The organism is Actinoplanes aureus, from assembly GCF_015704865.1.
GTDB classification, from domain to species: domain Bacteria; phylum Actinomycetota; class Actinomycetes; order Mycobacteriales; family Micromonosporaceae; genus Actinoplanes; species Actinoplanes aureus.
The window spans coordinates 80,754-104,994 of the sequence record NZ_JADQTO010000029.1; the positions used below are offsets into that span (position 1 = coordinate 80,754).

Annotated in this window: 23 protein-coding genes; 13 read left to right on the top strand and 10 right to left on the bottom strand. The window is 70.7% G+C overall.

From position 1 onward, the window contains the following. Window positions 1–20: 20 nt before the first annotated feature. Window positions 21–968, bottom strand: coding sequence for an SURF1 family cytochrome oxidase biogenesis protein (locus I4J89_RS40355; RefSeq protein ID WP_196419486.1), 948 nt, complete (start codon window positions 966–968; stop codon window positions 21–23). A gap of 137 nt (window positions 969–1,105) precedes the next feature. On the opposite strand from I4J89_RS40355, the gene I4J89_RS51785 reads away from it, so the two are divergent. Further along, complete coding sequence (locus I4J89_RS51785) at window positions 1,106–3,229, top strand: cobyrinic acid a,c-diamide synthase CobB (RefSeq protein ID WP_309238685.1); 2,124 nt, start codon at window positions 1,106–1,108, stop codon at window positions 3,227–3,229. A 129-nt stretch (window positions 3,230–3,358) separates the two neighbouring features. Continuing rightward, entirely contained in the window at window positions 3,359–3,997 is a 639-nt protein-coding gene (locus I4J89_RS40365) for a TIGR03086 family metal-binding protein (RefSeq protein ID WP_196419488.1), read from the top strand. An 890-nt stretch (window positions 3,998–4,887) separates the two neighbouring features. Here I4J89_RS40365 and I4J89_RS40370 read toward each other — a convergent pair. Beyond that, the gene (locus I4J89_RS40370; protein WP_196419489.1) at window positions 4,888–7,032 is read right to left on the bottom strand and encodes a transglycosylase domain-containing protein; all 2,145 of its coding nucleotides are present in this window, start codon (window positions 7,030–7,032) and stop codon (window positions 4,888–4,890) included. Window positions 7,033–7,167: 135 nt separating this feature from the next. Between I4J89_RS40370 and cobC the strand changes: the two genes are divergently transcribed. Genes cobC through cobA form a run of 3 tightly spaced genes read left to right on the top strand, consistent with a single transcriptional unit; the run spans window position 7,168 to window position 10,474 of the window. Continuing rightward, the gene (cobC, locus tag I4J89_RS40375) at window positions 7,168–8,220 is read left to right on the top strand and encodes an Rv2231c family histidinol phosphate aminotransferase CobC (RefSeq protein ID WP_196419490.1); all 1,053 of its coding nucleotides are present in this window, start codon (window positions 7,168–7,170) and stop codon (window positions 8,218–8,220) included. After that, window positions 8,217–9,269 (top strand): nicotinate-nucleotide--dimethylbenzimidazole phosphoribosyltransferase, encoded by a 1,053-nt coding sequence (gene cobT, locus I4J89_RS40380; protein WP_196419491.1) that lies wholly within the window; start codon window positions 8,217–8,219, stop codon window positions 9,267–9,269. The genes cobC and cobT overlap by 4 nt, the downstream gene beginning before the upstream one ends. Further along, a complete protein-coding gene (cobA, locus tag I4J89_RS40385; RefSeq protein WP_196419492.1) occupies window positions 9,266–10,474 on the top strand; it encodes a uroporphyrinogen-III C-methyltransferase in 1,209 nt (402 codons plus the stop codon). The genes cobT and cobA overlap by 4 nt, the downstream gene beginning before the upstream one ends. Window positions 10,475–10,548: 74 nt before the next feature. Here cobA and I4J89_RS40390 read toward each other — a convergent pair whose 3' ends face one another. Beyond that, the gene (locus I4J89_RS40390; RefSeq protein WP_196419493.1) at window positions 10,549–11,958 is read right to left on the bottom strand and encodes an alpha,alpha-trehalose-phosphate synthase (UDP-forming); all 1,410 of its coding nucleotides are present in this window, start codon (window positions 11,956–11,958) and stop codon (window positions 10,549–10,551) included. Window positions 11,959–12,084: 126 nt separating this feature from the next. On the opposite strand from I4J89_RS40390, the gene I4J89_RS40395 reads away from it, so the two are divergent. The 5 genes from I4J89_RS40395 (at window position 12,085) to I4J89_RS40415 (ending at window position 16,216) form a co-directional block, all read left to right on the top strand. Further along, window positions 12,085–12,600 carry a hypothetical protein gene (locus tag I4J89_RS40395; RefSeq protein ID WP_309238686.1) on the top strand — a complete coding sequence of 172 codons (516 nt, stop codon included), beginning with the start codon at window positions 12,085–12,087 and terminating at the stop codon, window positions 12,598–12,600. 97 nt (window positions 12,601–12,697) lie between these two features. After that, window positions 12,698–14,374 carry an energy-dependent translational throttle protein EttA gene (gene ettA / locus I4J89_RS40400; RefSeq protein ID WP_196419495.1) on the top strand — a complete coding sequence of 559 codons (1,677 nt, stop codon included), beginning with the start codon at window positions 12,698–12,700 and terminating at the stop codon, window positions 14,372–14,374. Window positions 14,375–14,426: 52 nt separating this feature from the next. After that, entirely contained in the window at window positions 14,427–14,846 is a 420-nt protein-coding gene (locus I4J89_RS40405) for an acyl-CoA thioesterase (RefSeq protein ID WP_309238687.1), read from the top strand. After that, the gene (locus I4J89_RS40410; RefSeq protein ID WP_196419496.1) at window positions 14,843–15,502 is read left to right on the top strand and encodes a DUF8185 domain-containing protein; all 660 of its coding nucleotides are present in this window, start codon (window positions 14,843–14,845) and stop codon (window positions 15,500–15,502) included. Before I4J89_RS40405 ends, I4J89_RS40410 begins: the two co-directional genes overlap by 4 nt. A 129-nt stretch (window positions 15,503–15,631) precedes the next feature. Continuing rightward, window positions 15,632–16,216, top strand: coding sequence for a type III secretion system chaperone family protein (locus I4J89_RS40415; protein WP_196419497.1), 585 nt, complete (start codon window positions 15,632–15,634; stop codon window positions 16,214–16,216). A 10-nt stretch (window positions 16,217–16,226) separates the two neighbouring features. On the opposite strand, the gene I4J89_RS40420 is transcribed toward I4J89_RS40415, so the two are convergent. From I4J89_RS40420 to I4J89_RS40435, 4 genes are all read right to left on the bottom strand, one after another. Continuing rightward, complete coding sequence (locus tag I4J89_RS40420; protein ID WP_196419498.1) at window positions 16,227–17,498, bottom strand: delta-60 repeat domain-containing protein; 1,272 nt, start codon at window positions 17,496–17,498, stop codon at window positions 16,227–16,229. 66 nt (window positions 17,499–17,564) lie between these two features. Then, on the bottom strand, window positions 17,565–17,978 hold the full coding sequence (locus tag I4J89_RS40425) for a globin (protein ID WP_196419499.1): 414 nt from the start codon (window positions 17,976–17,978) through the stop codon (window positions 17,565–17,567). 29 nt (window positions 17,979–18,007) lie between these two features. After that, complete coding sequence (locus I4J89_RS40430; RefSeq protein ID WP_309238688.1) at window positions 18,008–19,387, bottom strand: MFS transporter; 1,380 nt, start codon at window positions 19,385–19,387, stop codon at window positions 18,008–18,010. A gap of 201 nt (window positions 19,388–19,588) precedes the next feature. Next, window positions 19,589–20,680 carry a mechanosensitive ion channel family protein gene (locus I4J89_RS40435; RefSeq protein WP_196419501.1) on the bottom strand — a complete coding sequence of 364 codons (1,092 nt, stop codon included), beginning with the start codon at window positions 20,678–20,680 and terminating at the stop codon, window positions 19,589–19,591. Between the two features lie 189 nt (window positions 20,681–20,869). Between I4J89_RS40435 and I4J89_RS40440 the strand changes: the two genes are divergently transcribed. After that, on the top strand, window positions 20,870–21,415 hold the full coding sequence (locus I4J89_RS40440; protein WP_196419502.1) for an HNH endonuclease: 546 nt from the start codon (window positions 20,870–20,872) through the stop codon (window positions 21,413–21,415). Window positions 21,416–21,425: 10 nt separating this feature from the next. Here I4J89_RS40440 and I4J89_RS40445 read toward each other — a convergent pair whose 3' ends face one another. Both I4J89_RS40445 and I4J89_RS40450 read right to left on the bottom strand, forming a co-directional pair. Then, window positions 21,426–22,226, bottom strand: coding sequence for a class F sortase (locus I4J89_RS40445; RefSeq protein ID WP_196419503.1), 801 nt, complete (start codon window positions 22,224–22,226; stop codon window positions 21,426–21,428). 7 nt (window positions 22,227–22,233) lie between these two features. Then, window positions 22,234–22,737: a hypothetical protein gene (locus I4J89_RS40450; protein WP_196419504.1), complete on the bottom strand. Its 504-nt coding sequence runs from the start codon at window positions 22,735–22,737 to the stop codon at window positions 22,234–22,236. Window positions 22,738–22,965: 228 nt separating this feature from the next. Here I4J89_RS40450 and ctaJ point away from each other — a divergent pair, with 228 nt between their 5' ends. Together ctaJ and I4J89_RS40455 are read left to right on the top strand one after the other, a co-directional pair. Continuing rightward, complete coding sequence (gene ctaJ / locus I4J89_RS52250; protein ID WP_444876226.1) at window positions 22,966–23,208, top strand: aa3-type cytochrome oxidase subunit CtaJ; 243 nt, start codon at window positions 22,966–22,968, stop codon at window positions 23,206–23,208. Continuing rightward, window positions 23,195–23,590, top strand: coding sequence for a DUF5130 family protein (locus tag I4J89_RS40455; protein ID WP_196419505.1), 396 nt, complete (start codon window positions 23,195–23,197; stop codon window positions 23,588–23,590). The genes ctaJ and I4J89_RS40455 overlap by 14 nt, the downstream gene beginning before the upstream one ends. Before the next feature lie 4 nt (window positions 23,591–23,594). Here I4J89_RS40455 and I4J89_RS40460 read toward each other — a convergent pair whose 3' ends face one another. After that, on the bottom strand, window positions 23,595–24,146 hold the full coding sequence (locus I4J89_RS40460) for a Uma2 family endonuclease (RefSeq protein WP_196419531.1): 552 nt from the start codon (window positions 24,144–24,146) through the stop codon (window positions 23,595–23,597). Window positions 24,147–24,241: the final 95 nt, after the last annotated feature.

Sequence of the window (24,241 nt, forward strand, 5' to 3'; positions counted from 1 at the left end):
TTCGGCTCCGGCTCGGCGGGCTACTCCTTCTCGTTGGCCGATTCGGCCGTCGCGGTGGAAGAGCGAGCAGCCGGGGCCGGCGAGGCGGTCGAGGCTGCGGCCGCTCGGCGTAGGTCTGCCTCCTCCACCCGGTCGCGAGGTCGCTGCGCTCGGCGTTCGGCCTCCTCGACCCGGTCGCGCCGGACCGGAGCGGGTGGTCGTTTCCCGGCGGTTTCGTTCACGCCGTGCGCTTCCCGGCGGGCCTGCCACCCGTACAGGAAGAAGGCCATCACCGCGAAGAGCCACCACTGGACGGCGTAGCCACCGTTCTGCCAGGCGTCCTCGTGCTCGATCGGCACCTGCACGAACGCCGGATCGGCGGCCGGCGTCTGCGACGTCAGGAGGACGTATGCCCCGTAGACCGGGAACGGCAGCTCGGTGGCGAGGCGGGGAAGGTGGAGTCGCCGGGTGTCCAGCCGGCCGTCCCGGCGTTCCACCGAGGCGGGTCGACTTTCCGACAGGTGAATCTGCCCTTCGACCGTCACCTCGCCGGTCGGCGCTGCCGGAACCTCGGGCGCGGCGAGGGCACCACCGGCCGGGGCCGGCACCCATCCCCGGTCGACCAGGACCGCGGTGCCGTCCTCCAGAACGAGCGGTGTGACGATCTCGAAGCCGACCTTGCTCCCGACCGTGCGGCCCCGGGCCTGGATCTCGTGCGCCGTGTCGTACCGACCGGTCAGCGTCACCTTTGTCCAGGCCAGAGCCTTGCCGGGTGCCGCTCCGGGGGTGCCGGGGGCGGTCGGTGCGGCCAGCACGGAGGTGATCGGAACGGCCTGCGCGCCGTTCGCCGAGTCGATCCGTTCATTGATGTCGGTGCGCTCGTGATACCGGCTCAGCTGCCAGTTGCCGAGCATCACCATGACTATCGCGGCGACGACGGTGAGCGCGGCCGCGGCCAGCCAGCGGGGCGTCAGCAGGAACCGGTACACGCCCCGAGGCTACCTGGCCAGGCGGTGCCGCCCGCCGCAGCCAGGTAGTGTGCGACATTCGGTGGGCCACTACCACGTGGCCGCCGTCTGCGGAATCCTCGGGGGAGACATTGATCACCGCCCAGCCTCGTCTGGTCGTGAGCGCGCCGTCGTCGGGCCACGGCAAGACCGCGATCGCTGTCGGGCTGCTCGCCGCGTTGACGGCGCGTGGCGTACCGACCGCGGGCTTCAAGGTCGGCCCGGACCACACGGACGCGGCGTACCTCGGTTTGGCCGCCGGACGCCCGGGCCGCAACCTGGACCCCCGGCTGGTCGGCGCGCAGCGCGTCGCGCCGCTGTTCGCGCACGGCGCCGCCGGCGCCCAGCTCGCCGTCATCGAAGGCGCGATGGGGCTTTTCGACAGCCTCACCGGCCAGCCCGAGATCGACGGCACCGCGGCCGTCGCCGCGACACTGCGCGCACCGGTCGTGCTGGTGGTGGATGTGGCCGCCATGGGCCACTCCCTCGCCGCGCTGGTGCACGGCTTCCGGATGTTCGACGAGATGGTGCACCTCGGCGGTGTCATCCTGAACAAGGTCGCCTCAGCGCGGCACGAGCAGATGCTGCGCAGCGCCATGGACGACATCGGCATGCCGGTGCTGGGCGCGCTGCACCGAGGTGACCTGCCGAACGTACTTCCGGCCCGGGTACACGGCCTGGTCCCGGTCGCGCATCGCACCGTCGAGGCCGGCCGGGCGGTGCGCCGGCTGGGCGAGGCGGTCGCCGGAATGCTCGACATGGACCGTCTGATGGCCCTGGCCGGCTCGGCGCCGTCGCTGCCCGGGCCGATCTGGACGCCGGCCGAGGCGATCGGCGGCGAGGCGTTCGACAAGCGGCCGTTGATCGCCCTGGCCGGAGGCCAGGGCGCACCCTTCACCTACGTGGAGACCGCGGAGCTGCTCGCCGCCGCCGGTGCGGACGTCGCGGTGGTCGATCCGCTGCGCGACGAGGCACTGCCGCCGGGAACGCGCGCGCTCATCATGGGCGCGGGTCTGCCCGAGGGGTACGCCGATGAGCTCTCCGCCAATCACCGGCTCAGCGCCGACGTGGCGCAGTTCGCCCGGGACGGCTGGCCCGTCGTGGCCGAGGGCATCGCCCTGTCGTGGCTCGGCCGGGAACTCGACGGCCGCCCGATGTGCGGCGTCCTGGACGCCACCGCGACCACCAGCGACCAGACCGTCGCCGGATACCGCGAGGCCACCGCCCCCGGCACCTCGGTGCTGGCTCCGGCCGGCGCCCGCATCACCGGATACAAGCATCACCGGGCGATCGTCGCCCCGCGTGCCGGTGCCAACCCGGCGTGGACCTGGTCCGGGGGCAATCCGGAGGGCTTCGTCTGGCGGCAGGTGCACGCGTCCCAGCTCGGCCTGCACTGGGCGGCCGCCCCGGAGATCGCGAACCGGCTGGTCGCCGCGGCGCTCACCGGCCCGCAGTCCGGGCCGGTTTCCGGCATGGCCGCCGGATCCAGCATGCCCGCGGGCCAAGCGATGCCGCCCGCTTCCGCGATGCCGCCCGCTCCCGCTCCCGCTCCCGCGATGCCACCCAGCCCGGCTGTGCCACCGAGCCAGCTGATGCCCGTCGGCTATTCCGGGCCGTCCGCCCACTCCGGCCCGCCGGCCGGCCACTCCGGGCCGCCTGCCCATTCCGGCCCGCCGGCTGCCCTCTCTGGGCCGTCCGCCCACTCCGGGCTACCCGGCCACTCCGGCCCGCCAGCCGGCCCGCCCGGCCACTCCGGCCCGTCCGCCAACTCCGGGCTACCCGCCTACTCCGGACCGCCTGCCGGTCCGTCCGGATCGCCCGGCCCGATGCCCCCGATGCAGGCCGCCCCGATGCCACCCGGTCCGGTCCCGGCGACGGCACACGGCCCGGGAATGCCTCCCGGCTCCCGCCCGGGCATGGGCCCCGGCCCGGCGCAAGGGATGCCTTCCGGTCCGGGGATGCCTTCCGGCCAGGGGATGCCTCTCGGCCCTGGAATGTCTCCCGGCCCAGGAACACCTCCCGGGCAGGGCCTCGACGCCGGTACGACTCAAGGAATCCAGGGTCCGCCCGTGATGCCCGGATCCGGTCCGGGGATGACTTCCGGTCACGGGCCCGGCATCGCCCCCGGCTCGGACGCCGGGGTGACGTATGTCCCCGGCCCCGGAGCCGCGCCCCGCTCCGGCCCGGGTACCCCTGGCATCCCGGACAGCCGACCGACCGAGGACATTCCGGTCCACTCTTGAGCCGCGCCCAGCCGCCCACGGGACCGATTTCCGCCGGAAGCCGCCCAGCGTGCGAAAGGCCGATTCGCCGTCCGGAAAGTGTCGTACCCCTCTCGTAACGTGAGGCGTACGACAACCGAAGGAGGGGCCGTGGCCGACCGTGTGCCGCTGGATTTCGACCCACCGGTTCGTCAGATCCGGGCGTTGCTGCTCGGCGTCGACGATGATGACCTAGCCGCTCCGACCCCCTGTCCCGACTGGTCGGTCGCGGCCCTGCTGGATCATCTGATGGGGCTGGCGTTCGCGTTCAGCCAGGCCGCGCGCAAACGCACCGACGCGCCCGGCACCAGCGGCCCGCCGCCGGAGCCGTCCGCCGATCATCTGTCACCGCACTGGCGCAGCAGGCTGCCCGTGCTGCTGGAGGATCTCTCCACCGCGTGGCGCGACCCGGCCGCCTGGACCGGGACCGCGCAGGCCGGTGGGGTGACGTTGCCGGCGACCGCGATGGGGACCGTGGCGGTGAACGAGTTGGTCATTCACGGCTGGGATCTTGCCCGCGCGACCGGCCAGGACTACGCCGCCGATCCGCGCGCGCTGGAGGTCCTGGTCGAGTTCCTCGCACAGGGTCCGGCCGAGGGCACACCCGGGATGTTCGGCCCCGTCGTGCCGGTCGACCCGGAGAACGATCTGCTGAGTCAAGCGGTCGCCCTGGCCGGCCGCGACCCCTCCTGGCGGCCACCCCGCAGCCGCGACGCGGCCGCCGCCCGCCCACACCGCACCAGCCCCTGATCAGCTGAGGGCCGCCGCCATAAACGGCGATCGGCGGCCACCCGCCACATCGCACGAGACCTTGATCAGCTCGGCAGCCGCTGCCACAGACGGTGATCGGCGGCCGCCCGCCACGTCGCACAAGCTCTTGACCCCTATCTGGGTCGAGGTCTGCCCGCCAGTCCCGGCTTTTCGGAGTACGCGTAACCGGCGTCTCGCCGAAGCCGACCCCGTGCCCGCTCTCCCGGCGCGAGCCAGGCTTTCCGTCCCGGCCTCAGCGCGACCGCCGGGAAACAGCATCACCTGACGGTTACGGCAGTCCACGGCCCGCCGCCCGGGTATGTCTACGGGTCGGCACCCGGGTGAGCGCACGACGAAAGCGCGCTCGGCCCCCGCCACCCCCGGGCAGGGAGCCCGGCCGTCGCGAGCACCCGCACCCGGCCCCACAAACCCCCGGGCAGGCAGCCCGGCCACGTGGCGAGCAACCGCGCCCGGGCATGGCGGGTGTGGTGTGGATCAGCTAAACAGCCACTGCTACTACCTCGGTGATCGACAAGGCCGGGTTTTGTGGGCCGGCTGTGCGCGAGGGCTGCTTCAACGGCCGGGAGGCAGCCCTGGCGTATAGCCGGGTGATCAAATAGGCGGAAAAGTCGGGCCCGGCTGTGCCTGATGGCTGTCACCGCGTCCCGCGCCGCGCCGCGCCTCCCCGCCCCGCCCCGAGCCGCCCCGAGCCGCGCCGCCCGAGCCGCCCCGCCCCGAACCGCGCCGCCCGAGCGGCGCCGCCCGAGCCGCGCCGCCCCGCAAGGGCTTCCTTCGTCAGGGCCCCCAAGCGGTGATCTTGCTTGGCCCACGCTCACTGCTGTCTCAACGGCCGCCAGACAGCACCCACGTTGGGCCGGACAAGAGCCGATTCACCGGACCATCTTGTCTGACGGCGGCTTGAACTTCGCCTTGGGCTGCCCCTCCAGGGCATCCCGCAGGGTCTGCGCGACGGTGAACTTAGAAATCGTCGACCGCCCAGACCCCACGAGATGCTTCGGATTGTCCGGGTCGGCGACGAACGCCGCCGACGCCAGCTGCGGCGTATATCCGCTGAACCACGCCGTCTTGTTGCCGTCCGTGGTCCCGCTCTTCCCGGCCACCGGCCGGTTCAGCGTGGCGTAGACCATCTCGGACGTGCCCCACCCGCCGCAGCTGCCGCGTTCCGCGCCGTACCCGGTGACGCAGCGGGCCGCGTCGGTCGCCGCCCGGGCGACGTTGACCTTCAGCTCGCGGTGGCAGCGTGGCGCCCCGATCAGCTTCCCGTTGTGGACGGCGTGGCTGCCGTCCGGGTTGCGGATCGACTGCACCGGCAGCGGCTGGCAGTACATGCCTTCGGCGGCGAGGGTGGCGAAGACGTTCGCCATCTCCATCGGGGTGGCGTCGCTGACGCCCAGTGTGAAGGCGCCCCAGCCGGAGGCGTGGTCCGGTCCGGCCAGTTTGCGGTCTACCTCGTTGCGCCACCGCAGCCCGAGCCGTTCCGCCATCTTGACCGCCTTCTCCGCGCCGATCCGTTGCTCGAGCTGCACGAAGTAGGTGTTGACCGATTTGCCGAATCCGCTCCACATGGTCTGGTTGCCGGTCATCGACGCGGTGGAGTTCTTCGGGCACCAGTGCACGCCACAGGTCGCCGGTCCGGGCGCGGTGATGTATTTCGAGACGAACCGTTGCGGAGCGTAGATCGACGTGGAGAGTGGCAGGCCCTCCTCCAGCGCGGCCAGCAGCGTGAAGATCTTGAACGTGGAGCCGGCCTGATATCCGGCCATGTCGCCACCGCCGAGCAGCGGGTTCACCGTGTTCGGATAGTTGCCTTTCACGTCCCGGCCGAGTGACCAGTCGCTGTGCCGGCCGTTGTCCTCCTGGTCCAGCGAGTACCGGCGGTTGACCGCCATGCTGAGCACCCGCCCGGTGCCGGGCTGGATGACCACCTGTCCGTGTGCGTACGGGCTGTCCCGCTTCTCCTTGTCGAGGACGTGCTCCATCGCGTACCGCTGGATCTTGGGGTCGATGGACGTGACCACCCGGTAGCCGCCGCGGCGCAGATTCTCCTCGCGCTCCTGCGGGGTCGCGCCGAAGGCGGGCTGTTCCCGCCACCAGGTCTTGAAGAAGTCGCAGAAGAAGCCCCAGTCGTTGTGTTTCCTCGCGACCGAGACGCAGTCGTTCGGCGGCGCCGTCAGCTTCAGATCGATCTTCGTCTTCTTGGCGGTTGCCGCCTCGTCCGGGGTGATCGACCCGATCTTCGCCATCTGGTCGATGACGTAGTTGCGCCGCTGGAGTGCCGCCCGCTGGTCCTTGGTCGCCGGGTCGTACGCCGACGGCGCCTTGACCAGCCCGGCGAGCAGAGCCGCCTCGGTGAGGGTGAGGTCCTTCGGGGCTTTGGAGAAGAACACCTGGGAGGCCGCGAAGATCCCGTATGCGCGGTGCCCGAAGTACGCGGCGTTCAGGTATCGCTCCAGAATTTGGTCCTTGCTGAGCCGCTGTTCCACCTCGATGGCGAGCCGCATCTCGCGCAGCTTGCGCGCGGCCGTCTGTTCGGTGGCTTCGAGGGCCTGCCTGGGCGTCCGGGCGCCGTCCCGCAGCGCCATCCGGACGTACTGCATGGTCAGCGTGGACGCGCCCTGCGAGACGCCGCCCGCCTTCTGGTTGGCGACGAAGGCGCGGGCCACACCCTTGGGGTCGACACCGTTGTGGTCGTAGAAGCGGGAGTCCTCGGACGCGATGATCGCCTTGGTGATGTAGGGCGACATGTTCCTGAGGGCGGCGTGTTTGCGGTGCTCCTCGTAGAACATCGTCAGCAGGGTTTCGCCGTCGTTGGCGTACACGTAGGTCGTCTGTGCCGGGGGGACCTCGGTGAGTTCTTCGGGCATGTTCTCGATGGCGTCGGTGCCGACCTTGACTCCCATGCCGGCCAGGGCGGCCAGCGGATAGGAGAGGCCGGCGATGACCAGGCCTGCGATGAGCCCGGCTCGAATCAGGAGGGCGACTCTTCCGGCTACGGTGAGGGGTCGGCTAGTCACTCTTCGAAGGTATGACAAATGGCTTCACGTTCCCCCGGAACGGCTGAAGTGAGGCATCCGGCATGCTGACCGCATGACTGACTGCACCGAGCGGCACCTAGCCGGAACGGGCGAGGGCCGGGAGGGCACCGTCGCATGACGTTCGACCTTGGTCATCACGGCGACACCGAGGTGGGCGCGGGCCTGATCGATCTCGCGGTCAACGTCCGGCACCAGCCCATGCCCGGGTGGCTGGCCGACCCGATCGCGGAGTCGTTGAGCAGGCTGTCCGCGTACCCCGATGGGTCTGCCGCGACAGCGGCCGTTGCCGCCCGGCACCGCCGCGACCCGGCGGAAGTGCTGCTCACCGCCGGCGCCGCTCAGGCTTTCGTGCTGCTCGCCCAGGCGCTGCGAGGTGCGAATCACCCGATCGTGGTACATCCGCAGTTCACCGAGCCGGAGGCCGCGCTGATCAATGCCGGTCATCACGTCGACCGCGTGCTGCTGCGTGCGGAGGACGGCTTCCGCCTCGACCCGGCGCTCGTGCCGGAGGACTCCGAGCTGGTCTTCGTCGGCAATCCCACCAATCCGACGTCGGTGCTGCATCCGGCCGAGGACGTGGCGAAGCTGGCCCGGCCCGGGCGGGTGCTGGTGGTGGACGAGGCGTTCGCCGACACCACCTACCGTCCCGGCGTCGCGGGCGAGCCGGAGTCCCTCGCCGAGCGCAGGGATCTGCCGGGCCTGGTGGTGCTGCGCAGCCTGACCAAGACCTGGGGCCTGGCCGGCCTGCGGATCGGCTATCTGCTCGGCCCGGCCGAGCTGCTGCCGCGGCTGGCCGCCGCGCAGCCGCTCTGGGCGGTCTCCACGCCCGCGCTCGCCGCGGCGACCGCGTGTGCGTCGCCGGTCGCGGTCGCCGCCGAACGCGAGATCGCGATTGAGATGGCGGCGGAGCGCGCCCACCTGGTGGACCGGCTGCGGCACGTGCCGAGCGTCACGGTTGCAGGTGAGCCGGCCAGCGCATTCGTGAGCGTACGCGTGCCCGGCGCCGACCAGATTCGACTTGAGCTGCGCAAACGCGGCTACGCGGTACGCCGGGGCGACACCTTTCCGGGGCTGGGCCCGCAGTGGCTGCGGATTGCGGTGCGCGACACTGCCACCACCGACGGATTCGTGCAGACTCTGACCGAAGTGATCGAGGAGCGACCGTGACCCTGGAGACCACCCTGGCGGCCATCCGGCCCGCCGACGAGCGGGCGATGACGGCTGCCCGCGAGTTGCAGGCACGCCTGACCAAGCCGGCGGGTTCGCTGGGCGCCCTGGAAGAGCTTTCGGTACGTCTCGCCGGCCTGGCCGGCGCCTGCCCGCCGCCGCTGCCCGACCCGGCCACGGTCGCGATCTTCGCCGGTGACCATGGCGTGCACGCCCAGGGGGTGACCCCCTGGCCGCAGGAGGTCACCGCTCAGATGGTGGCGAATTTCGTGGCCGGCGGCGCGGTGGTCAACGCGTTCGCCCGGCAGACCGGCGCGGACGTCATGGTGATCGACGTCGGTGTCGCCATCCCGCTGCACGGCGGCGCGACACTGCTGGACGCGAACGTGCGCCGCGGCACCCGGGACATGACCGTGACGGCGGCGCTGACCCGCGAGGAGGCCCTGGCCGCGGTCGAGGTCGGCATCCAGGTCGCCGAGACGCTCGTCGACCAGGGCGCCCGAGCCCTGCTCACCGGTGACATGGGCATCGCCAACACCACCCCGGCGGCGGCGCTGATCGCGGCCTTCACCGGTGCCGGCGCGGCTACGGTCACCGGGCGTGGCACCGGCATCGACGACGCGATGCTGGCACACAAGACGGACGTGGTCGGTGCCGCGCTGGAACGGCACGCGCCGGACCCGGCGGATCCGCTGGGCGTCCTCGCCGCCGTCGGCGGCCTGGAGCACGCCGCGCTGACCGGCTTCATCCTCGGCGCGGCGGCCCGCCGGGTCCCGGTGATCGTCGACGGCGTCATCGCGGCGTCCGCGGCGGTGGCCGCGGCCGCCTTCGCCCCGGACTCGGTGGCCGCGATGGTCGCCGGGCACCGCTCCGCCGAGCCGGGCGCGAGTGTCGCGCTCGCTCACCTCGGCCTGGAGCCGCTGCTCGACCTCGGTATGCGTCTGGGCGAGGGCAGCGGCGCGGTGCTGGCCCTGCCCGTCGTGTCGGCCGCGGTGCGCGTGCTGCACGAGGTGGCGACGTTCGATTCGGCGGGAGTGTCGGAGAAGTGAGTCTCTATCCGTTGGCCCTGCGCATCGCCGGGCGCCGCGTTCTGGTGGTCGGCGGCGGCACGGTCGCGACCCGCCGGGTGCCCGGGTTGATCGCGGCGGGCGCCCAGGTCGAGATCGTGGCGCCCGAGCTCACCCCCGCCTTGCAGGCGCACGTCGACGCCGGCCGGGCGGTCTGGACGCCGCGGCGCTTCGCGCCCGGCGACGTGGCGGGCGCCTGGCTGGTGCACGTCGCGGTCGATGACCCGCAGGCGGCGGCGCAGGTCAGCGAGGCCGCCGAGGAGCATCGGGTCTTCTGCGTACGCGCGGACGACCGGGACGCCGCCACCGCCTGGACGCCGGCCGTCACCCGGCACGGTCAGGTAACCGTGGCGGTGACCGACGGGGGCGACCGCCGCCGCGCCATGGCGGTCCGGGACCTGGTGGCCCACGCGCTGGAGGCCGCACCACCCGCCTCGCCCGAGTTCAAGGGCGTGGCCCTGGTCGGCGGCGGCCCGGGCGATCCCGAGCTGATCACGGTGAAGGGTCGCCGGCTCCTCGCCGCGGCCGACGTGGTGGTCGCCGACCGCCTCGTCCCCGGGATCCTCCTCGGCGAGCTGCGTCCCGAGGTCGAGCTGATCGACGCCGCCAAGATCCCGTACGGGCCGTCGGCCGCCCAGGAGGAGATCAACCGGATCCTGGTGGATCGTGCCACCCAGGGCAAATTCGTGGTCCGGCTGAAGGGCGGCGACAACTTCGTCTTCGGCCGGGGCGGCGAGGAGGCCCTCGCGTGTGCCCAGGCCGGTGTACCGGTGGTGGTGGTGCCGGGCGTGACCAGTTCGATCGCCGCGCCCGCGCTGGCCGGCATCCCGGTCACCCACCGCGGTGTGGCGCACGAGTTCACCGTGGTCTCCGGTCACATCCCGCCCGACCACCCGGATTCGCTGGTGGACTGGGCGGCGCTGGCCCGGCTGCGCGGCACCCTGGTGGTGCTGATGGGCCTGAAGAATCTGCCCGCCATCACGGCCCGCCTGATCGCCGAGGGCCGGTCCGCGGACACCCCGGTCGCCGTCGTCCAGGAGGGCTCCACCGCTCATCAGCGGTCGCTGCGCAGCACGCTGGGCGCGGTGACCGGCGAGACGGCCGCGGCGGGGATCCGTCCACCGGCGGTGGTCGTGATCGGGGACGTGGTGGCGGTCGCGGAGCAGATCACCCCCGCTCTCGGCTGAGCGGCCGGGCGGCGTGCTTCGCGCGTACCGCAAAAAGGCGCCGGACCGGAATCGGCCCGGCGCCTGACCGCGGGTTATTCCTTTTCGTCCGGCTCGCCGGCGTCGCCCAGCTCGTCCAGGAAGGTACGTGCCCAGCGCGCGACGTCGTGGGTCCGCAGGTGCCGCTGCATGACCCGCATCCGGCGCTTGAGCTCGGACGGCTCCGCGCCGACCGCGCGCATCAGCGCGTCCTTCACGCCGTCCGGGTCGTGCGGGTTGCAGAGGAACGACTGGCGCAGCTCGGTCGCGGCGCCGGCGAACTCGCTGAGCACCAGCGCGCCCCCGGTGTCACCGCGGCACGCGATGTACTCCTTGGCGACCAGGTTCATGCCGTCGCGCAGCGGGGTCACCATCATGACGTCGGCCGCAGCGTAGAGCGCGGCCAGCTCGTTCTTCGGCATCGACTGGTGCAGGTAGTGCACGGCCGGCACACCCACCCGCCCGAACTCGCCGTTGATCCGGCCGACCTCGCGCTCGACCTTCACCCGCAGCGTCTGGTAGTGCTCGACCCGTTCCCGGCTGGGCGTGGCGACCTGCACCATCACCGCGTCACCGACGTTGAGCTTGCCGTCGGCGAGCAGCTCGCGGAACGCCTTGAGGCGCAGCTCGATGCCCTTGGTGTAGTCCAGCCGGTCGACGCCGAGGATCACGGTCTGCGGATCGCCCAGCTCGGCGCGGATCTGCTTGGCCCGGGCCTGCACCGCCGGGTCGGCGGCCAGCTGTTCCATGTCCTTGGTGTCGATGCTGATCGGGAACGCGCCGGCCTTGACCTTGCGGCCGTCCACCTGGATCGACTGGCCCTCGTACCGCAGGCCGAGCAGGTGGCGGGCCAGCCGGACGAAGTTCTGCGCGGCGAGCCGCTGCTGGAAGCCGACCAAATCGGCGCCGAGCAGGCCGCGCAGGATCTCGGCCCGGAACGGCATCTGCATGAAGAGCTCGATCGGCGGGAACGGGATGTGCAGGAAGAACCCGATCTTCAGGTCCGGCCGCATCTCGCGGAGCATGGACGGCACCAGCTGGAGCTGGTAGTCCTGCACCCAGACGGTGGCGCCCTCGTCGGCCACCTCCGCCGCGGCCTGGGCGAACCGGTGGTTGACCACCCGGTACGTCTCCCGCCAGCGCCGCTTGTACACCGGCGTCTCGACCGCGTCGTGGTAGAGCGGCCAGATCGTGGCGTTGGACTGGCCCTCGTAGTAACGCTCCAGCTCCTCGCCGCTGAGTGGAACCGGATGGATGTGGATGCCTTCGAGCTCGAAGGGCTCGGGCGCCGGACCGTCCCCGCCGGCCCACCCGATCCAGGTGCCGCGATGCTCGGTCAGGACCGGATGCAGCGCCGTGACCAGGCCTCCCGGGCTGGGACGCCATTGCTTCTCACCGTCCGGCGCGGTCACCTCGTCAACGGGCAGACGATTGGCGACGACGACGAAGGAACTTCGTTGGGCCACGCTGAGTACACCTCCGAGTGGTTTCTGTTCCCAACGCGAGCCTACTGTGCGTAAGCTCCCGCTTTCTCGCACCCCACGTCTCGGACCGTTATGGACCGGGTGAGGCTCGGGTGCCATCCTGTGCCGGTGACTCCCCTCGATGATCATTCCCAGCGGCGGCGGCCATTGTTCTTCCCTGTGGTGATCGCCACGGCGCTGCTGACGATCATCGGGATGGTCGGCGGGTACCTGCTCGGGCAGGAACGCGACCGCGAGGAGTCGGACGGGGCCGAGCCGACTCCCAGTCCGGTGCTCATCGCCACCGGGCCGGCGTGCCCGGACCAGACCCAGAAGATGGGCGCCAAACAGGGTGCCGACGGCGAGTTGCGGCAGGTCATGTGGGTGCGTACGAATCGCAAGACCGAGGTGTGGATCTGCGAGGACCGGTCCGGGCGGCTCTTCTACCACGCCAACAAGGGCGGCACCGAGGCCGAGTGGATCGAGGGCAAGACGGCACTCTTCCTGACCGGCGTGTGGAGCGAGGGCGACGGCCGCTACGCGGCCCAGGCCTTTGACGGCAACATCTTCTCGGTCGATCGGAAGCGGCTGTTGATCTCGTACGCGGACGGCGATCGCGAGGAGCAGAAAGTGGTCGAAAGCTGACCGCCCGGGGTTGTTGTTCGCGACGGTGACGGCACCTGGAAAGATTGTCCTTTGATTCCGGCACCGATAAACCACGATCTCGGAGGTAGGGCACACCGTGGCCCAGTACATCTACGTCCTGGAAAAAGCGCGCAAGGCGCACGGCGACAAGGTCGTGCTCGACAACGTGACGCTGAGCTTCCTGCCAGGCGCCAAGATCGGTGTGGTCGGCCCGAACGGCGCGGGTAAGTCCAGCCTGCTACGGATCATGGCCGGGCTCGACACGCCGAGCAACGGCGAGGCCCGGCTCATGCCCGGCTACACCGTCGGCATGCTGGCGCAGGAGCCGCCGCTCAACGACGCGAAGACCGTCCTCGGCAACATCGAGGAGGCGGTCTCGGAGACCAAGGCCAAGCTGGAGCGGTTCAACAAGATCGCCGAGCAGATGGCCACCGACTACACCGACGAGCTGATGGAGGAGATGGGCAAGCTCCAGGAGGAGCTGGACCACGCCGACGCGTGGGACATCGACTCCAAGCTCGAGCTGGCGATGGACGCACTGCGCTGCCCGCCGCCGGACGCCGACGTCACCCAGCTCTCCGGTGGCGAGCGCCGCCGGGTCGCGCTCTGCAAGCTGCTGCTCGAGGCGCCCGACCTGCTGCTGCTCGACGAGCCCACCAACCACCTGGACGCGGAGAGCGTGTCCTGGTTGGAGCAGCACCTGGCCAAGTACGCGGGCACCGTCCTGGCGATCACCCACGACCGGTACTTCCTGGACAACGTGGCCGGCTGGATTCTCGAGCTGGACCGCGGCCGGGCGATCGGCTACGAGGGCAACTACTCCACCTACCTGGAGAAGAAGGCGGCCCGCCTGTCGGTCGAGGGCCGCAAGGACGCGAAGATGAAGAAGCGCCTCTCCGAGGAGCTCGAGTGGGTCCGGTCGAACGCCAAGGCGCGCCAGACCAAGAGCAAGTCCCGGCTCGACCGCTACGAGGAGATGGCCGCCGAGGCCGAGAAGACCCGGAAGCTGGACTTCGAGGAGATTCAGATCCCGCCGGGCCCCCGCCTGGGTAACACCGTCATCGAGGTCAACGGCCTGGTCAAGGGCTTCGACGGGCGTACGCTCATCAACAACCTGTCGTTCTCGCTGCCGCGCAACGGCATCGTCGGCATCATCGGCCCGAACGGCGTCGGCAAGACCACCCTGTTCAAGACCATCGTCGGCCTGGAGCAGCCGGACTCCGGTTCGGTGCGGATCGGCGAGACGGTCAAGCTGTCGTACGTCGACCAGAGCCGGGCCGGCCTCGACCCCACCAAGACGCTGTGGGAGGTCGTCTCCGACGGGCTCGACCACATGATGGTCGGCAAGGTCGAGATGCCGTCGCGGGCGTACGTGGCCGCGTTCGGCTTCAAGGGCCCGGACCAGCAGAAGCCGACAAAGGTGCTGTCCGGCGGTGAGCGCAACCGGCTCAACCTCGCGATGACGCTGAAGATCGGCGGCAACGTGATCCTGCTCGACGAGCCGACCAACGACCTTGACGTCGAGACGCTCTCCAGCCTGGAGAACGCCTTGCTCGAGTTCCCCGGCTGCGCCGTGGTCATCTCCCACGACCGGATGTTCCTCGACCGGGTCGCCACGCACATGCTGGCCTGGGAGGGCACCGAGGAGGAGCCGGACAAGTGGTTCTGGTTCGAGGGCAACTTCGAGGCGTACGAGAAGAACAAGATCGACCGGCTTGGTGCGGAGGCGGCTCGCCCGCACCGGGTGACCTACCGCAAGCTGACGCGTGACTGAGCCAGAAGAATCGTGACTGAGCCTGCCCGCAGCGGAAAACCGAAGAAGAATCGTGACTGAAAGCGGACGCTTCGCTTACGACGTGGCCGTGCGCTGGTCCGACATGGACGCGTACGGGCACGTCAACAACGCTCGCTTCCTCACTCTTTACGAGGAGGCCCGAGTGGCGATGTTCTTCGTCGGAGCCAAGGCGCACGGTCTGGGCTCCTTCGAGGAGGGCATCGTGATCGCCCGGCACGAGATCGACTACGTGCGCCCGGTCGACTTCGGTGATCCGGTGCGCATCGAGATGTGGGTCTCCGAGCTGCGGGCCGCCTCGTTCACCGTCTCCTACGAGCTGTTCGACGACGGCGTGCTGGCCAGCCGGGCGAAATCGGTGTGTGTGCCGTACAACCTGGTCAAGGGGCATCCGCGCCGGCTTTCCGAGGCGGAGCGGGACTTCCTGAAGCCGTACACCGAGGTTCGGTCATGAGTTCGCACGGCCTGCTCGGGGTTCCCGACGCGGGCGCGTTCCTGGCCCGGCTCACCCGGCTGGACCCGGCGGCGCCGGTGCGGTTGCGCTCGTCCGGGGGCCGCACCGCGCTCTGGGCCCACCTGCCCTGGGACGTCATGGTCACCCGTGAGGTGGCCGGCCCCGGGCCGGGCGACGCCACGGTTTCGGCGGCCCAACTGCTGGCGGTGCTGGCCGCCGGAGGCGAAGGGCTGCCGGAACGGCGGGACACCCAGTGGCGCTGGCCGTTGCCACCGGCCGCCAGCAAGGCGGTCGAGTCCATCTCCGGCGCCGAGCTGGCGCAGCTCGCCGCGGCGGCGGCCGGAACCCTGCGGGAGATCTCGGCCGGTGGAATGTCCGGCCGCGCGGTCGGGCAGCGGGCGGTACGCGACGCCTTACTGGATCACGTCGCCCTCGTCGTCACGCCGGAGAGCGGCGCCCCGGTGCAGGTGTCGCAGCGGCTCGTGCAGGCCGTCGCACGGATGGGATTCCTGGGTCCGCAAGACGCGGAACCCGCCGAGGCGAGAGTCCGGATTGCCGGCGGCTGGGTGGGAATTTCTGCACCATATGGAGTAGCTTGGCGACAGAGCGTTCATAAATTGACCGTTACGCCGATGGCGATTCACCCGAACGGGTGACGCCGCATCGTTCTTCCGGTCCCGCCCTCCGGTTGGGGGGATGACCATCCCGAACTGGACGGGTACCGTCGGCCCTCGGGTCCACTGCTACGTCCGGCGGGGGGTCTGTTCGGGAGTGAGGTGCACACGATGCCGTGGTGGTCATGGCGTCCGGGATCGGCTGCGGGCAACGAGCCGGATACCGGTGGCGAGGTCGCGGTGCAGAGCACCGTCCGCGTCGGTGTCCCGGCCCAACGTGAGCCAGGCCGTGCCGGCGTTCCATCTGATCTGTCCACGACCGGATCGTCCTCCGATTCGGTTACACCGGTCTCGCTGACGCGTATCGGCAAGGCGCTCGATCTGCTCGACATCCGATTCCTCGCCGATGGTGGCGGCAGCCTGCTGGCGATGTGGGAGCGGCATGCCGTCCTGTTCACACTCGAGGGTCCGGACGACGAGATCCTCGTCATGCGGGCACGCCCGCACGCGACGGTCCCGCCGGACTGGGCCGACCGCGCCTACCGCGTGGTGAATGAGTGGAACCACACGCGACGCTTCTGCAAGGCGTATGTGGGGGATCCCACCGAGCGCGGGCAGTTGCCGATATACGCCGAGCTCCAGGTGCCGCTCGCCGCCGGGGCGCACGACGCGCTCGTGGTGGAGCTGCTGGACTGCGGCGCGGCCGTCGCCACCTCGTTCGTCGACTGGCTGCACGACGAGGGTGCGCTGCTCTGAGTCGCCGGGCTCAGCCCCCGAGGGGGAACATGCCGACTCGGCCGTGGTATTCGCGGCCCAGCTGATCGGTGTCCGAGCCGACCAGCAGGCCCTCGGGTGCGGTGAGGAAGGCGCGCACGCCGACACCGCGGGAGCGGGTCGGGTTCCACGGCAGTGCCTTGCCGGTGCTGGGGTTGACCGCGCCGATGCCGGGCCGGGAGACGGCGCCCGGGCCGGGGCCGTTGCCGTCAGTGCCGTACGGGTTGTCGAACCAGCGCTGGTGTCCGCCCAGGTAGACCGCCGGACCGGTGATCGCGACGGCGTAAAGCGAGTCGCCGCCGGTGCGCTGCACCCAGGTCGGGTTCTGCCGCCCGCCGGCCCGGGTCTCGAACCGGGCGGCCGAGTCACACAGCTTCTGCGCCGAGGACGCCCGGCCGGTCGCGGCGATCACGATGTAGGACGCGTCCGGGGAGAACTTGACCTGCCGCAGGTAGGTGTCGAAGCCCGGCATGCACGCCGGCTTGAAGGCGTCGGTGTACCAGCTGGTCAGTACGGCCGGGGAGCCGCCGACGTCGAAGAGCGCGATCTGCGTACGGTCGCTGGTGCCCGACCGGAGGAACGCGCCGACCGCGATCAGCTTGCGCCCGTCGGGGGAGACGTCGAAGTGTTCGACCCGGACCCGCTTCAGGCCTGGGCCGGAGAGGCGGGCGTCGAAGTTCGGGTCGACCGCCCCGCTGATGGCGTTGAGCCGGGCCAGCCCGGTCCGCCGTACGCCGTTGATGGCCGAGAAGGTGCCGCCGGTATAAAGCCGTTCGCCGCGGACGGCCAGCGCGCGCACGTCGCCCCAGTTGGCTCGGGCGCCGAACGAACTGATCCGCTCACCGGTGCGGACCGAGACCCGGGCCAGCCCGCGCTGTGCGCCGCCGTTGACGGTCTTGAAGGCGCCGCCGATGTAGACCGTGTGGTCGGGGCCCGCCGCCAGCGAGTAGACCGCGCCGTCCACCTGCGGGGCGAAAGTCCGGATCGCGCCGTCGTGCAGGCCGAACGCGAAGATGTTCTTCCGGGCCAGGGTCTGCCGGCGGCTGCTGTCGGTCACCTTCGTGAAGGCCCCGCCGACCACCACCGTGTCGCCCACCAGGGCCAGCGCCCAAACCGTGCCGTCCAGAACGTGCGGTGTGTAGTCGACCGGGTTGGTCGAGACCACCGACGAATGGGCACGGTCGGCGACCGCAGGTGGTGTCGTGGCCACCGCCGCAACGGCGACGAACGCCACAGCGGCGGCAGCGAGCAGACGACGACGCATCAGACGGCTCTCCCGGGATCGTGAGTGACATCCCGATCAACGAGCCACCGGCGGACGCGACACGATTCAGTGAGTGGGTTCCGCGTTGTCCATCGCGTTCACCATGAAGTAGGCCGCTCGCTCCAGGTAGTCCCAGAGTGCGCTGTGGTACGGCGCGGCCAGCCCGAGCGAGTCGACCGCCTCCCGCATGTGACGCAGCCAGGCGTCACGCGCGGCGGGGTCGACCCGGAACGGCGCGTGCCGCATCCGCAGCCGCGGATGTCCGCGGGAGGCCGAGTACGTGTTCGGCCCGCCCCAGTACTGCATGAGGAAGAGCGTGAGCCGATCCGCGGCTGGTCCGAGGTCCTCCTCCGGGTACATCGGGCGGAGCAGCGGGTCCTGCGCGACGCCCTCGTAGAACTTGTCCACGAGGCGCCGGAACGTGGGCTCGCCACCGACGGCGGCGAACAGGCTGACCTCTTCCGGTTCGGGTGCACTCACCGTTCCATCCTGCCAGCCCGCGGATCGGTTCAACGGTTCGGCCGGTGCCGCTCCGGTGTGACGCTCGTCGTCGGCACCCGAGCCGAGCCCGGGCCGGGGGCCTGACGGGCCGGCTCGGTGGTGGCCGCCGCCTCGACGGCCGCGGTGAACGTCTTCGGGCTCGGCCACCTGAGCGCGAGCAGGATCATCGCGAGCGTGCCGCCGATGCTCCACAGGCCGACGACCAGCGGCAGCCAGAAGTGGTCGGCGAGCGTACCGGTGATCATCACGGCGCCGAACTGGCTCAGCTGGACCCCGCTGTTCACCACGCCGAAGGCGCGGGCCCGGAAGTGATGCGGCAGGGCCAGCACGAAGGTCGCGTTGAGTGTCGGCATCAGGGCGCCCTGGATCACGCCGGAGAACATCACCAGCAGGGCGACGACCGATGCCGGCGGCCCGGCGAGCGAGGGCACCAGGAAGAGCGGTGGAAGAACCGCGAGGTACGGGATCAGCCGGGCCCGGCGGGCAGCGGGCACGAGCCGGTTGAACAGGATGCCACCGAACACGAACCCGAACGGCCCGGCCGCCATGATCAATCCCTGGTCGAGTCCCCGGGTCCCCGGATCCGGGGTGCCCTCGGCCGCCCAGGCGGCGGCCAGGCCCTCCGGAACGATGGCGAAGACGGTCGTCGTGAACACCACGATGACGATCGACCGCAGCGCCGCGTGCCCGAAGACCAGGTGAAATCCCTCGGCGGTCTCCCGGAGCAGGTGGGTGCGCTGGGTGCGGCCGAAGGCCGCCGGCCGGCGGCCGACGCCGAAGGCGATGAGCAACGCGGACAGGGCGAACGTGGCGACGTCGATACCGAGCGCGATCCGGGGTGTCAGCGCCACGGCGAGGGTGGCGCCGGCCATGTATCCGATGACCTGGGCGGCCTGCCCGCTGGTCTGGTTGGTGGTGAGAGCGAGCGCGAGGCGCTCGCGGCCGACCACCGCCGGCAGCAGCGCCGAGCGCGCCGCCTGCGTCGGTGGCGCGCCGAGGCTGGAGAGGAACAGCAGCACCAGCATCACCGGCACGGGCACGTCGGGAATGAGCAGCAGCCCGATCAGCACCATCCGGCACAGGTCGGAGGTGATCATCACCCGCCGGTACGGGTACCGCTCGGCGAGCGCGGCCAGCACCGGCCCGAAGAACCAGGGCAGGTAGCTGATCGCGAAGGAGGCCGCGGAGAGCAGCACCGACTCGCTCTGGTGGTAGACGAGAACGGTGACCGCCGCCCGGGAGAGGTAGTCACCGATCCAGTTGACCAGCGTCGAGAAGTAAAGCGCCCGGTATTCCGGCAAGCTGAAGATGTCGCGGAAAGTAACCGCATCCTCACCTTGAGTCACCACGTCGGCCGCAGTGCTCGGCCGTTCGGGGTCTTCGGACACCAAGCCCTCCATCGATGTCGACGATCGTCGAGGGCCGACGATGGCCGGGCACGCCCACGGGCAGCCCGGACGTGAACGTGCTTGTATGTGCAGAATCTGTAGCGGATTCTGCCCGATCGTCCGAGTCAATGCTAGGGCAGTTGGGGTAAAAATCGGCCATTTGGTCGAGGGCGAAAGCCTGTCCCGTCGCGTATGCGCAGGTCAGGTGGCGCCGCCCGGGCGCTGGTCAGCGGCCGAAGATGAGGAACTCTCCGGTCCGGCGAGCCAGGCGGGCGGGATCGCGCTGCGGGGTCCCAGGCGCGACGCGGCGATCCGTTCGGAGATGCCGGAGGCGTCCAGAGCCTCGGTCAGGGCCCGGCGCAGCTCCCGCTGAACGATCGGCTGGCTGTCCGCGGTGGTCTTGGCGATCGTCCGGATCACCGCGCCGTCCACGGTGAGCTGCTCGACGCCGACCACCTCCGGCGGCTCGAGGAACTCGGTCTGGTGCTCCGGCTCGGCCGCGACAGCGGTGGCCGCCGCTTTCAACACACCGACCGCCTCCTCGGCGTTGACGAAGCCGATCGGGATGTCGATGACGACCATGGCCCAGCCCTGGCTCTTGTTGCCGACCCGGATGATCTCGCCGTTGCGGATGTACCAGAGCACACCGCGGGCGTCGCGAACCGTGGTGATCCGCAGGCCGACGCTCTCCACCACACCGGTGGCCTCACCCAGGTCCACCGTGTCGCCCACGCCGTACTGATCCTCCAGCAGCATGAACAGCCCGGCGATCAGATCCTTGACCAGGCTCTGCGCGCCGAAGCCGATGGCCACGCCGACGATGCCCGCGCTGGCCAGCAGCGGGCCGAGGTTGAAGCCCAGCTCGCCGAGCACCAGGAGCCCGGCCATGGTGAAGACCACCGCGCTGACGAAGCTGCGCAACACCGAACCGATCGCCTCGGCCCGCTGCCGGCGCCGCTCCGGGATGAACTGGCCCTCCTCGGCGGTGACCGTCACCTTCTCCTTGAGCGGCTTCAGCAGCGCCGGCATCGCGGCGCGCGAGGTGCTCTGGGTGAGCCGGTCGATCGCGCGGTGCAGCAGCCAGCGGATGAGCAGCGCGACCAGGATGATGCCGAGGACCCGCAGCGGTTTCACCACGAACACGTAACTGCTCTTGGCCAGCCACGGGCTCACGTCATTGTTGATCAACCAGGTGCACAACGTGTCGGCCTTGCAGGACGCGGAGATGTCCGGCGTCTGGTAGACGTCGACCGAGCCACTGGGATTGGGGGTGGGGGCGGCAACAAGAAGCACGGGAAGTCAAGGTACCGGGTTCGGCTGGCCGAAGACCTCAGACGTTTACCCCAAGGCCACAGATTGTGCTCGCAATTTGGTTATTCATCAGGGACTATTGGCGCACGGGCCTCGGCAACGAGGCGCGGATCACACACGCATGGGCTACGGGAGCGGTAAGCAGCACCTGACACCGGAAGGGTGATCGCGATGCCTGACATACGACCCACAGTGGGCTCTTCCGCGTTAGTGCTGAACGCTACCTACGAGCCGCTGTGCGTCGTATCGGTGCGTCGGGCGACCATCCTGCTGCTGACCGCCAAGGCGGAGTGCGTCTCCGACGGAGACGGCATGCTGCACAGTGCGCACCAGACACTCCCGGTCCCCTCCGTCGTCCGCCTGACCAGGTACGTGAAAGTGCCGTACCGGACGCATGTCGGACTTTCCCGTCGGGCCATCTTCGCCCGTGACGGCGGCCGCTGCGCCTACTGCCGCGGTTCCGCCGAGACCATCGACCACGTCTTCCCGCGCAGCCGCGGTGGCTTGCACGCCTGGGAGAACGTGGTCGCCGCTTGTGCCAAGTGCAATCACAGCAAGGGCGACAAGACCCCGGCCGAGCTCGGCTGGCGGCTGCACGCCCTGCCGGCCGCTCCCCGGGGCGTGGCCTGGCGCGTCCTCGGTCACCGTACGCCCGATCCCCGTTGGATGGACTGGTTGGACCTGCCGTCCTCGACGGTCGCGGCCGAGGCGGCGTAAGCCGCCTTTTTCACCCCTCCCGGGCGTCGATGAGGGAGGCGAAGACGATGATGTTGTCGGCGTATCCCTCCCGGCCACCGAGCCACTCGCCGCCGCACGTCAACAACCGCAGCGAGGGCCGGCTGTAATCGGCGTAGACGCGGTCAACGGGTAACCGGTCCTTGTCGAACGTCTCCACCGAGTTCACCTCGAAAACGGCCACCGAGCCGTCCGCGCGGGCCACCTCGATCTCCTCACCCGGCTTCAGCTCGTCCAGGTCGTGAAAGACCGACGGCCCGGTACGCGTGTCCGCGTGCCCCACGATCAGCGCGGGCCCGAACTGCCCCGGCGTCGGCCCGCCGTCGAACCAGCCCGCCTCGTCGTGCCGTTTCAGCGGCGGCACGCCGACCGAGCCGTCGTCCGCCCGGCCCACCTCCAGAACCGACGCGGACACCCCGATCGACGGGATCTCCAGCCGCTCGGGCCGGCTCGGCTCGAGCACCGGGAAGGCGCGAGCCGGCGGCTTGTCCGGACCGCGGAACAGGTCGCCCAGGTCGAATCCGGTCGCGACGCCGAGCCCCATGCCGACGCAGAAGAGCCCGACGAAGAGCAGCGCCAGGGCGATCAGGCCGACCGTGCCGGACCGGCGCCCGCGCAGCGGCCGGGGCGACGGGCGCCGCCGCGGTTGGGGAACCCGAAAGGGGGAACGCCCCGGTGTGCTCGGCGTGGGCGGCAGGGGACCGGTCACCACACCGGGCGGCGGCGCGGCGATCACCTGTGCCGGCCGTTTGTGCTGCACGGACTTCGGCACGCGGCCGGTTCCGCCGGTCATCGCGGCCTCAGCCGACTCGCCGGCGGCGGAACGACAGGACAGCGAGCGCCAGACCGGCCACGATGGCCGCCAGGCCACCCCCGACCAGGATCGACGCGGTCGGACCCGGCGCGGTCCCGCCGCCGCCGGTGGCCGGGCCTCGGGTCGGCTCCACCTTGGCGACGACGTGCAGCGTGGCGGTCGCGGCGCCGCCCTTGGGGCATCGCAGGGCGGCCGGGTAGTCGCCGGGCTCGGTGTCCGCGGGCACCCGGACCGTCGCGGTCAGGAACCCGAACTCGGGCTGGACGGTGACCTCACCGAACGGCTCGGCGGTCACGGTGGCCGGCTCCAGGTTGTCGTCGCAGGAGGCGCGCAACGACAGCTCGTCCCCGGCGGGCACGGTGCTCGGATTGAGCTCCACGAAGACCGCCGCGGCGGCGTGCGCGGCCGGGACCTGCACCAGGGCCGGTACGCCAGGGACGGCCAGGCCCACGGCCAGGGCCGCCGCAGCGGCGGGGACGGAGATGCGCATGAGACCCCCTCCTGCCGTTCGCGGCGGAAAATACGCGGACGGCGCGTGAGGGTGATTTTCGCATCTCGGAGCACATTCCGCGTAGATCCCGACGGCGTGAGACGCCGGTTCGAGACCCGACGGTCCGACACGACTCGCGCTCCGCTACCGTGATTGTTGTTCAGAATCCAGGATTACCCGGCGCCTGGGGGCGTTCAGTTGACAGTAATCAGCACCGTTCTGGTCTTTGTGATTATTCCGGCCGCGGTCATCGGGGCGGTTGCGGCGCTCGTGCTCAGCAGCTCCGACAAGTCGAAGCCGTCTCGCCGTTACCGGCCGGGCCGGCCGTACGAGTTTCCCGCGATGTGGCTGACCGCCGCGCCGGAGCGGGTCGCCGCCGCCACGAGCGAGCACCATGGACTGGTCATCGAGGACAGCTCCGGTGCCCCGGTCCGGCCCGGTCCTACAGGAGGCGCAAGTGACAGTTGGTGAGGTCACCCCGCTGGAGCAGCCGGCGGACGGTCCGTTCACGACCCGGCAGCTGCTCCGCCTCGACGAGGCGTTGCGGATCGCCGATCAGGCGACCGGCCTGAGTTTCAGTGTCTACCTAGGCGACCTGGACGAGCCGGTCCGGGCCGCCGCCGAGGAGCTGCACCGCCGGACCCGGGACCAGCAACGGTCGGTCCTGATCGCGGTCTCGCCGAACCAGCGCAAGCTGGAGATCGTCACCGGCGCGGAGGCGCGCAAGCGGATCTCCGACCGGGACGCGAAGCTGGCCGGGCTGTCGATGGCCGCCTCGTTCTCCGGTGGCGACCTGGCCGGTGGCCTGCTCATCGGCATCGACCAGCTGGCCACCCACGCGGGCCGCTCCTAGTCGCTCACCGCCACGAGGCGGGCGTGATCCGCATCGGATAGGGGGCGTCGAGCCGGCACTGCTCGGCGCCTTCAACGTCGCACTCGGACCGGTACTCCGTGCCCTCCAACGTGTAGGCGCGCAGGGCGGGACCGGACTCCACACGCCAGTAGGCGGGGATGCCGGCCGCGGCGTACAGCGCCGGTTTGAGCAGCCGGTCGTAGTGCCGGGTCTCCTCGGCCTCGATCTCCACCACCAGCGCCACATCGGCCGGGTCCACCCAGATCGCGCCGGACGAGTGCGGGCGCAGGACGGTCACGTCCGGCACCACGTTGCTGGTACCGATCTCGATGCCGAGACGCGCGCACACCCACCAGCCGGGTGGTGCCGCCGCTCGCAACGTGCCGACCACGGCCTCCACCAGGGCGTCGTGCCGCCCGTCCATCGGCGGGGTGACGTGCAGGCAGCCGTCGACGATCTCGTAACGGTGTCCGTCCTGAGGGAACAGGTGCAGATCCGGTTCGGTCCACCGGCCCTCCGGTGCGCTCCACCGCACCGGGGCACCCTGGCTCAACATCGTCACAGGCCACCTCCATCACCGCGGAGTGCCAGACTACTTACTCACAGTGGTTACCGGCGAGTTATGCCTGAGTAAAAGACGAAGGTCCCCGC

What these genes read in the sequence shown, in the direction of transcription:
- I4J89_RS40445 (WP_196419503.1), bottom strand. Translation starts at nt 22,226, where the DNA reads ATGACCGGCGGAACCGGCCGCGTGCCGAAGTCCGTGCAGCACAAACGG.
- I4J89_RS40415 (WP_196419497.1), top strand. Translation starts at nt 15,632, where the DNA reads ATGCCGTGGTGGTCATGGCGTCCGGGATCGGCTGCGGGCAACGAGCCG.
- I4J89_RS40420 (WP_196419498.1), bottom strand. Translation starts at nt 17,498, where the DNA reads ATGCGTCGTCGTCTGCTCGCTGCCGCCGCTGTGGCGTTCGTCGCCGTT.
- I4J89_RS40440 (WP_196419502.1), top strand. Translation starts at nt 20,870, where the DNA reads ATGCCTGACATACGACCCACAGTGGGCTCTTCCGCGTTAGTGCTGAAC.
- I4J89_RS40450 (WP_196419504.1), bottom strand. Translation starts at nt 22,737, where the DNA reads ATGCGCATCTCCGTCCCCGCCGCTGCGGCGGCCCTGGCCGTGGGCCTG.
- I4J89_RS40410 (WP_196419496.1), top strand. Translation starts at nt 14,843, where the DNA reads ATGAGTTCGCACGGCCTGCTCGGGGTTCCCGACGCGGGCGCGTTCCTG.
- cobC (WP_196419490.1), top strand. Translation starts at nt 7,168, where the DNA reads ATGACGTTCGACCTTGGTCATCACGGCGACACCGAGGTGGGCGCGGGC.
- I4J89_RS40460 (WP_196419531.1), bottom strand. Translation starts at nt 24,146, where the DNA reads ATGTTGAGCCAGGGTGCCCCGGTGCGGTGGAGCGCACCGGAGGGCCGG.